The 7,353-nt window shown below is 60.1% G+C and carries 5 protein-coding genes and 1 tRNA gene; 3 read left to right on the top strand and 3 right to left on the bottom strand.

Annotation, left to right across the window (positions count from 1 at the left end; genetic code table 11):
• The first annotated feature begins 175 nt into the window (after positions 1-175).
• Positions 176-252, top strand: a tRNA-Asp gene (locus tag BSP75_RS12955).
• A 378-nt stretch (positions 253-630) separates the two neighbouring features.
• Here the strand turns inward: BSP75_RS12955 and BSP75_RS12960 are convergent.
• A complete protein-coding gene (locus BSP75_RS12960) occupies positions 631-3,213 on the bottom strand; it encodes a bifunctional acetate--CoA ligase family protein/GNAT family N-acetyltransferase (protein WP_075113466.1) in 2,583 nt (860 codons plus the stop codon).
• A 73-nt stretch (positions 3,214-3,286) separates the two neighbouring features.
• Positions 3,287-3,478, bottom strand: a complete 192-nt coding sequence (locus BSP75_RS12965) for a hypothetical protein (RefSeq protein WP_005339486.1) — start codon at positions 3,476-3,478, stop codon at positions 3,287-3,289.
• A gap of 192 nt (positions 3,479-3,670) precedes the next feature.
• Here BSP75_RS12965 and BSP75_RS12970 point away from each other — a divergent pair, with 192 nt between their 5' ends.
• The gene (locus BSP75_RS12970; protein ID WP_075113468.1) at positions 3,671-4,531 is read left to right on the top strand and encodes a transporter substrate-binding domain-containing protein; all 861 of its coding nucleotides are present in this window, start codon (positions 3,671-3,673) and stop codon (positions 4,529-4,531) included.
• On the opposite strand, the gene ilvY is transcribed toward BSP75_RS12970, so the two are convergent.
• The gene (gene ilvY / locus BSP75_RS12975; RefSeq protein ID WP_005342097.1) at positions 4,520-5,413 is read right to left on the bottom strand and encodes an HTH-type transcriptional activator IlvY; all 894 of its coding nucleotides are present in this window, start codon (positions 5,411-5,413) and stop codon (positions 4,520-4,522) included. The genes BSP75_RS12970 and ilvY overlap by 12 nt on opposite strands.
• Positions 5,414-5,667: 254 nt before the next feature.
• Here ilvY and ilvC point away from each other — a divergent pair, with 254 nt between their 5' ends.
• The gene (ilvC, locus tag BSP75_RS12980; protein ID WP_075113467.1) at positions 5,668-7,149 is read left to right on the top strand and encodes a ketol-acid reductoisomerase; all 1,482 of its coding nucleotides are present in this window, start codon (positions 5,668-5,670) and stop codon (positions 7,147-7,149) included.
• Positions 7,150-7,353 lie beyond the last annotated feature (204 nt).

Below are 7,353 nucleotides of genomic sequence, written 5' to 3' on the forward strand. Positions count from 1 at the left end.
TGCCGAACTCAGAAGTGAAACGCGGTAGCGCCGATGGTAGTGTGGCATTCGCCATGCGAGAGTAGGACACTGCCAGGCACCAATTAAACAACGCTGTGAAACATCACGACGTTGGCCGAGAGGATGACACCTCGTTGAAACGGCAGACAATTTAGCAAAAAGCTAACCAGACAGCGGAGCGGTAGTTCAGTCGGTTAGAATACCGGCCTGTCACGCCGGGGGTCGCGGGTTCGAGTCCCGTCCGCTCCGCCACTAATTTGAAAGGCCTTCCCGACCGGGAAGGCCTTTTTGCTATGGGCGGTTTTGCCCATAAGACCCGCAGATTTACACACCAGAACTAACACCAAAGCCCAGTCTGACGACCGGGCTTTGGTGCTTTTAGAGNCCGGGAAGGCCTTTTTGCTATGGGCGGTTTTGCCCATAAGACCCGCAGATTTACACACCAGAACTAACACCAAAGCCCAGTCTGACGACCGGGCTTTGGTGCTTTTAGAGTGTTAAATAGACAATACTTGGCTTTTACCTGCCGGAAGAGAACTAAAAAGCCTGTTCTGCTCACCATTTTCTAGCTATATCAGAGCCTTATTAGCTTAATTTACAGCCATTCGAATGGTGCTATGGCCAACCAAATCAGGCTTTATCTGCCTGCTGGCTACAGGGCAGTGCCATATTGACCACCCCGTCTTCCATCTGGACGTCGATCTTGAAGCCAAGCCGCTTGGCGAGGTTGATCATGCCGCGATTGCTGGGCATGGTCATGCCGGATAACTGGCCAATCCCCTGTTCTTTGGCGTAACGGATGATCTTCTCCATCATCAATTTGCCGAGCCCCACCCCTTTCAAGTCCGATCGCACCAGAATGGCAAACTCGGCATCGCTCTGGTCCGGGGTCGAAATGGCGCGTACCACGCCGAGGATCTGATCCTGCAGATCGCCATCTTGCCCCACCGCTACGAAGGCCATCTCCCGGTCGTAATCGATCTGGGTCATGCGAGCCAACTCTTCATGACCCAATTCACCCACATCGGCAAAGAAGCGTTTGTACCTGTCTTCATCGGAGACTTGCAGTACGAACTGTTTATGAGCCGGTTCATCTTCCGGCCGGATCGGGCGCAGCAGGATATGGCGCTGATCTTTAAGCCAAGCACCTTCTTCCAGCTCGGTAGGATAGGGGCGGATCGCCAGTCGATTGCTGGTCTGGATGGTGGGGTCAGCCAGCGTGAGGCTGGCATCCAGTACCACCATCTCGGCGCCGCACGCTTGTAGCGGGTGCAGATCCAGCTCCTGAATTTCCGGAAAGGCGAGCAGCAGCTCGGAGAGTTGGCAGAGCACCTGACCGAGAGCATCGATATCCAGTCGCTCCGGCGTGGCCTGTTCGCGGATCTTGCGGCTCTTGAGCGCACCGATGATCTGGTAACGAGCCAGCGCCTGATTGAGCGGTGGCAAGGCTGCTACCATCTCCTGCGGTTCGGCGCCCGACTCGCCCAGCAGGATGACGGGGCCAAAGATGGCGTCTTGCTGGATACGGACTCGCAGCTCCAGGCCGCCGCTGCGGCGAGCCATTCGCTGCACCAGCAAGCCTTCGATGCGGGCGCCCGGATCGTGTTGTCTGACCCGATCCAGAATGGCATCCGCAGCTTGCGCTACCTCGGCCGAGGTGCGCAGGTTGAGTACCACGCCGTGCACGGCAGACTTGTGCAGGATATCTGGCGAGCGCAGCTTCACTGCCACCGGATAGCCGATCTGCTCGGCGGTCAGGGTTGCCTCGATGGCGTCGGTAACGATCCAGGTTGGCAGGGTCGAGAGGCCCGCAGCCTGCAAAATCGGGTGCACCAGATGGGTATCCAGCCTCAGTTGTTTGCGCTCCTGCGCCTGGCGGATCAGCTGTTGGCACAGCTCGACATTGAGCTGGTTGCCGTGCAGTGACGCCGGGGTCTCCATCAGCTGCTTCTGGTTGCGGCGGTACTCCACCATGTGCATGAAGGCGGCCATGGCACTTTCCGGCGTGCGGTAGGTCGGGAAGCCCGCCTCGGTAAAGAGTTTGCGCCCCTCCTGCGCCGAGTATTCGCCCGCCCAGTTGGTGAGGATGTTGAAACGGCGAGCCCTGGGATGCTGTTTCAGATGGGCGATAAGATGGCTGGCCAGCGGCGCGCTCGGTGCCGTGAGCGAGGGGGCGTGGATGATCAGGATGGCGTCGATACCATCCTCCTGCAACACGCTGTCCAGCGCCTCTTGATAGGTGGTGATGGTGGCATCGCTGCCAATGTCGAGCGGTGGGCGAGCCAGCTTGCCGCCCCGTTCCAGCAGCACATCCACCGCCATATTGGCCAGCCCGCGGCCGTTGGAGATGATGGCGAGCCGCTCCCCCTTGAGGGTCATGGAGTGGCTCAGGGTTTCGACCGCGGCGAACAGTTCGTGGGTATCCCGTACCCGCAGCATACCGGCGCGGCGGATGGCGGCGTCATAGACATTGTCGAGGCCGTGGGCCGGATCGTGGCGCCCGCTTTTCAGCACCAGGATCGGCTTGTTGCGCGAGGCTGCCCGCGCCGCCGAGAGAAAGTGGCGGGCGTCGTGCAACTTGTCCATGTAGATCAAAATGGCGCGGGTGACGCTGTCGCGGGAGAGCTGATCCAGCAGCTGGCCGAAGTCGATATCGCAGTGATCGCCAAGGGAGATGAAGGCGGAAAAGCCCAGTTCATGCTGCTTGGCCCAATCCAGAATGGTGGTGCTGACGGCGGCAGATTGCGAGAGAAAAGCGACCTGTCCCGGTTTGGCTGCAATGGGAGAAAAGCTGGCGTTGATCCCTTGGCCGGGCAGCAGCATCCCCATGCTGTTGGGGCCGAGCAGGCGAATGCCATATTGCTGGCAGACCCGTTTCAGCTCCAGCCGTTCCTCGGGAGAAAAGTCGGCGGCCAGTATGATGGCTGCGCCCGTACCCTTTTTGCCGAGCGCCTCCAGCAACGGCAAGACCCGCTCCCGCCGGGTGCAGATGATGGCGAGATCCGGGGTCAGCGGCAGGCTGGCGATATCGGGATAGGCCAGCACGCCGGCGATGGCCTTGTTGCGTGGGGTGACGGGGAGGATGGGCCCTTTGAACTGGCCCGCCAGCAGGTGGCGCACGATCACATGACCCGCCTTGAGCGGGTCGGTCGAGGCGCCGATCACGGCGATTGATTGGGGTTTGAACAGCCGATCCAGACCGCTTGCTTTCATGGGCACTCCCGACAAAAGGGGGAAGATACCAGTCTAATACGCCTTTGCTGCGGGTTCTGTGACCGGATCCTGATCACCGTTTGTTCAGGGCATTGGCACGCAGATAAAAGCGCAGTTCGCCTTGCACCCGGCGAATGGCGCCCAGGTGGCGTTCCTGCAGATAGATATCCTGCTCCCGGTCCAGTGCCGTACTGGGCACGCCCATACTTTGCAGATACTCGTCAAACAGGGTTGAACCCTTGATCTCTACCAGATGCTGTTTCATGGCTCTCCTCCCTGCGCCTTGGCGTTTGTTGATGAGCGCCCAGTCTGCGATGACCTGCCGAGTTTGCCTATTGTCACTTTTGACACGAGATTTGACACGAGAGTGCTCACACATCTTTCAGAGAGGGCACAGTGGAGGCGCTGGCTGGCGTTATAGTATGGCGAGGAGCACGAGGCACGGATGGTGCAAGGGATGATCAGAGTCTGGTGGTGGTGCATGGCACTGTGGACGGTTGGCGTATCGGCAACCGAGCAGCCTATCCGTGCCTGGAATCTGCTGCTGGATCACCCCAACCCTGCCGTCGTTCAGTTGCTGCGGCTTTCCCTCGATCTCACCGTGCCCGAATATGGCCCTTACAAGCTTGTCTCCAGCCCGCAAATGGAGCAGGGGCGGGCGGTGAAAGAGCTGCGTAGCGGCGAGCTGGTTCAGGTCGGTGTCTTTGCCCCGGATGGTGAGCGAGAGCGGGAGTTGCTGGCAATCCACATTCCGCTGGCCAAGGGGCTGCTGGGGTGGCGGGTGTGTCTGGTTCGGCAGGGGGATGAGGGGCGATTTGCCGCAATCGGGTCGTTGGCGGACTGGCATCGCGCCGGACTCTCCATCGGTCAGCACAGATCCTGGCCCGATACCCGGTTGCTCAAGGCCAACGGCCTCAAGGTGATGGTAGGCAACCTCTACGAGGCGCTCTTCAACATGCTGCGCAAGAAGCGTTTTGATTGCTTCTTGCGCTCGGTCATCGAGGTCGAGGATGAACTCAGGCAGCATCCGGATCTCGCCATCGAGCCCCGTCTGGTGTTTCGCTATCCGCTGGCGCTGCTCTTTTTCGTCTCGCCCAACTATCCGGAGCTGGCGCAGCGCATCGAGCTTGGCTTGCAGCGGGCGCGGAAAACAGGGGATTTTGACCGAATCTTCGAGGAGGGATTTGGCAGCACCATTCGGCGGTTGAAACTGGATGAGCGGGTGCGCCTCGAGCTGCACAACCCCGACTTGCCGCTGCCCAGCCGCATCATGATGGCCGATCCGGCCCTTATCTATAATCCGGTGTCAGCGCAGTGAGCCCTGATTCTGCGCAGTATCCCAGAAGGCGCGGATCAGCGGTTCTTCCAGTCGCTTCTTGAGCACCCCAATACCCACATCAAATGGCTTGAAAGCGGGTTTGAGATCGATGATCCGCACCTTGTCGCCGAGCGGGCTGTGGTCGATCACCGCCGCCGGTACTAGCCCCACGCCGCAACCGAGCGCCACCATGGCGACGATCCCCTCGTTACCCGCCACTTCGGCATAGATGTTGGGGGCTATCCCCTTGTTGCGAAACCACTGATCGCTGCGTTTGCGGGCCAAGCCCTGCTCGGAGAGGATGACCGGCAACTGCTCCCAGTCCGGCTCGCCCTGGCGGAACCACTGGTTCAGCTGCGGGGCATTGCGCGGCGCAATAAAGACCAGCGGCACCAGCTGCAGGCTGGCGAACTCCAGCTTGGCGGGCAGCGCATCGGGGCGGGCGGCGATGGCGAGATCGGCCTCATCGGCCAGGATCTTGTCTACCGCCAGCGCCGGGTCGCCGGTCTCCAGCTTGATCTCCAGCTGGGGATAGCGGCGGCGAAAACGCTCCAGCACCTCGGGCAGCAAGAAGTAGCTGGCAGTGACCGAGCAGAACACCCGTAGCCGCCCCTGCAGTGGTTCGTCGCTGCGTTTGAGCTCCTGCTTGAGCTGACGCCACTCCTGCAACAGGCCGCCGCCAAACTCCCGCAGCTTCTCGCCAGCGGGGGTGAGCCGCACCGAGCGGTTGTCCCGCTCGAACAGGATGCAGCCGGTCTCCTGTTCCAGTCGCTGGATGGCGCGGCTCAGGGTGGAAGGGCTGACAGCCATGGCATCGGCGCTCTTGCCGAAGTGGAGGGAGTCGGCGAGGTGGAGAAACAGCTCGAGATTGCGAAGGTCCATTGATCACTTCCTGCGGCAGTCAGGGCATAAATTCATGCCGAACCGTCCGGTTCCGGTAACCACATCCCCGCACAATTCAGCGGCAATATTGTCGGAACGGGGGGCGTGCATAGGGCGCAATTGCCAAGAATCATCTTTCAATTATTGCAACGTACTGTTTCGAATATATCAGTTCAGGCAATAAGTGTCCCGCGCTATAGTGGTTCAGACAACGCCGCTATCCGGCATGGAATCAATCGAACGGAGCAATCACCATGGCTAACTATTTCAACACCTTGAACCTGCGTCAGCAGTTGGCCCAACTGGGCAAGTGTCGTTTCATGCAGCGCGAAGAGTTCGCGGACGGCTGCAACGTGCTGAAGGGCAAGAAGGTGGTGATTGTGGGCTGTGGTGCCCAGGGTCTGAACCAGGGGCTGAACATGCGTGACTCCGGGCTGGATATCTCCTACGCCCTGCGCAAGGCCGCTATCACCGAGAAGCGCGCCTCCTGGCAGAAGGCTACTGATAACGGCTTCGCGGTCGGCACCTATGAAGAGCTGATCCCGACTGCCGATCTGGTGCTGAACCTGACTCCGGACAAACAGCACTCCGACGTAGTGAAAACCGTGATGCCGCTGATGAAGCAGGGTGCCGCGCTGGGCTACTCCCACGGCTTCAACGTGGTGGAAGAGGGTCAGCAGATCCGCGCCGACATCACAGTTGTGATGGTGGCGCCCAAGTGCCCGGGTACCGAAGTGCGTGAAGAGTACAAGCGTGGCTTTGGTGTACCGACCCTGATCGCCGTTCACCCGGAAAATGACCCGAAAGGCGAAGGCATGGCCATCGCCAAGGCGTGGGCCTCTGCCACCGGCGGCGACCGTGCCGGGGTGCTGGAGTCCTCCTTTGTGGCGGAAGTGAAATCCGACCTGATGGGCGAGCAGACCATCCTCTGCGGCATGCTGCAGGCCGGTTCCCTGCTCTGCTACGACAAGCTGGTTGCCGAAGGGACCGACAAGGCCTATGCCGGCAAGCTGATCCAGTTCGGTTGGGAGACCATCACCGAAGCCCTGAAACAGGGCGGCATCAGCCTGATGATGGACCGTCTGTCCAACCCGGCCAAGCTGCGCGCCTTCGAGCTCTCCGAGCAGCTCAAGACCCTGATGCGCCCGCTGTTCGAGAAGCACATGGACGACATCATCGCCGGTGAGTTCTCCCGTGGCATGATGGCCGACTGGGCCGAAGACGATGCCAAGCTGTTCGGCTGGCGCGAAGAGACTGGCAAGTCCGCCTTCGAAAACGCCCCGGCGTTCGCTGGCAAGATTGCCGAGCAGGAGTACTTCGATAATGGCGTGGTGATGGTGGCCATGGTCAAGGCGGGTGTCGAGCTGGCGTTCGAAACCATGGTGGCCTCCGGTATCTATGAAGAGTCTGCCTACTACGAATCCCTGCACGAGCTGCCGCTGATCGCCAACACCGTTGCCCGTAAGCGTCTGTACGAGATGAACGTGGTCATCTCCGATACCGCCGAGTACGGCAACTACCTGTTCGCCAACGCCGCCGTGCCCTTGCTGCGTGAGCATTTCATGCCGACCCTGAAAGCGGGCGATCTGGGTGCCAGCAAGGCGGAAGGGCAGAGCGTCGATAACCTGGCGCTGCTGGCAGCCAATGAGGCGACCCGCAACCACCCCATCGAAGCGATCGGTCAGGTACTGCGCGGTTATATGAAAGACATGAAACGCATCGCCGTTGGCGGTTAAGCCAGCATCGGGCTGGATGATGAAGGGGCGGGGATGACGATCTCCGTCGCCGATCGGACTGGACACCCGACCGGCCAGCCAGAAAAATCAGCCTGACAGTCATAAAAAAGCCCCGCTTATCGAGCGTAATGCCGATCAGTTAAGGATCCATTGACCGATCCTGCTGATGTGTAAAAATCCGAAACCTGTTGATTGGTTTCGGAT

The sequence above is a fragment of the Aeromonas sp. YN13HZO-058 genome (genome assembly GCF_001921245.1).
GTDB classification, from domain to species: Bacteria; Pseudomonadota; Gammaproteobacteria; order Enterobacterales; family Aeromonadaceae; genus Aeromonas; species Aeromonas allosaccharophila.